Below are 1419 nucleotides of genomic sequence, written 5' to 3' on the forward strand. Positions count from 1 at the left end.
GGCTTTACTTAGCTTTTATGCTTGTTAGCTTGTTTATAGCTAAGGATTAAGGGTTTAATGTTTTTAAATGTTTATTTGATTGATTTTTTATTAAAGGTTTGATTATGGAATTAAAGTTAATGCTTAATGATGATATGCAGGGCGGTTATTGGGTAGATAGCAATAATAACAAATGGGATATAACACTATATAGCAAGAAAAAGGCTAAAAAACACGCTAAAAGCCTTAATAATTGCAAAGATTGTATTAATTGCTTTGAATGTGGTAATTGTGTTAATTGTAGTAATTGTGTAGATTGCGTAAATTGTGAAGCTACAAGCGGTAAAAATTGTAAAAATTGCAAACACTGCGATAAATGCGAAAATTGCACGGATTGCGATAATTTAAGCTATAGCACTGATTGCATAAATTGTAAAAATAGCATGTATTTATATAATTGCACGGATTGCACTATGTGTAAAAATTTTAAAAATGCTAAGGGTATGGAAAATAAATTTATGGACGAATTAATAGACGCTAATGATGAGAGCATAAAATATCAACATAAATTGCCTAAGGTAACAACTAGCTATTATTATGGGGGCAGAGCATGGAATTAAAACTAGAGAATGGGTATTATATAGATAATAACAATAACAAATGGAATGCAAAGGCTTATAATGAAAATGAAGCTTTACAACATAGCAAAGGGTTAATTAATTGCTTTGATTGTGTAAATTGCATTAATTGTAAGGATTGCAGGGCGTGTGTTAATTGCATTGATTGTATTAATTGTGTAGATTGTGATTATTGCATAAATTGTAATGATTGCATAGAGTGTAGTTCCTGTGAGTATTGCATTAATTGTAAAGATTGCTACACATGCACTGATTGTATAAAGTGTAAAGAATGCTTTTATTGTAATAATTGTATTATGTGTGAAACTTGCAGTAATTGCTTTGATTGTGTAGATTGTAGTGATTGTGATACATGCGATTACACAAAACTATGATTACCTTTATATTTGATATTTTGGAATGTTTAAAATAAGGGTATTATACAGAATAAGCAAAGGTTTATATGTTGCATGTTATGTTTTGTTATAACCTCAACATTAAGAAATATATTACATGATGAGATTATAAGGCTTACATGCAACAAAGCAAGGCATTAATATACTTGCAAAGGCTTATAAAGTAATTGCAATGCAATATAAAGCATAAACATTAACACACTTACAAACAATATTTAACACTTATAAAGTGTTTGTAATGCGAAGCAAAGCTATAAAGCATTGATACACTTGCAAACAATACAAAACTATAAATCTACACTTACAAACAATGCTTAACACTTACAAAGGCTTTTAACAAACTGAAAACAAAGCAAAACATACTTTAATATTACTTGCATAACTTAATCATACATTTATTACAAGAT

The 1419-nt window shown here is 28.6% G+C and carries 1 protein-coding gene; it reads left to right on the plus strand.

Going from position 1 to position 1419, the window contains the following annotated elements; translation table 11 throughout:
• Positions 1 to 104 precede the first annotated feature (104 nt).
• Positions 105 to 599 (plus strand): hypothetical protein, encoded by a 495-nt coding sequence (locus tag C6H17_RS11825; RefSeq protein ID WP_104731465.1) that lies wholly within the window; start codon positions 105 to 107, stop codon positions 597 to 599.
• The last annotated feature ends 820 nt before the right edge of the window (positions 600 to 1419 follow it).

Source organism: Helicobacter rappini (genome assembly GCF_900198625.1).
GTDB classification, from domain to species: domain Bacteria; phylum Campylobacterota; class Campylobacteria; order Campylobacterales; family Helicobacteraceae; genus Helicobacter_A; species Helicobacter_A rappini.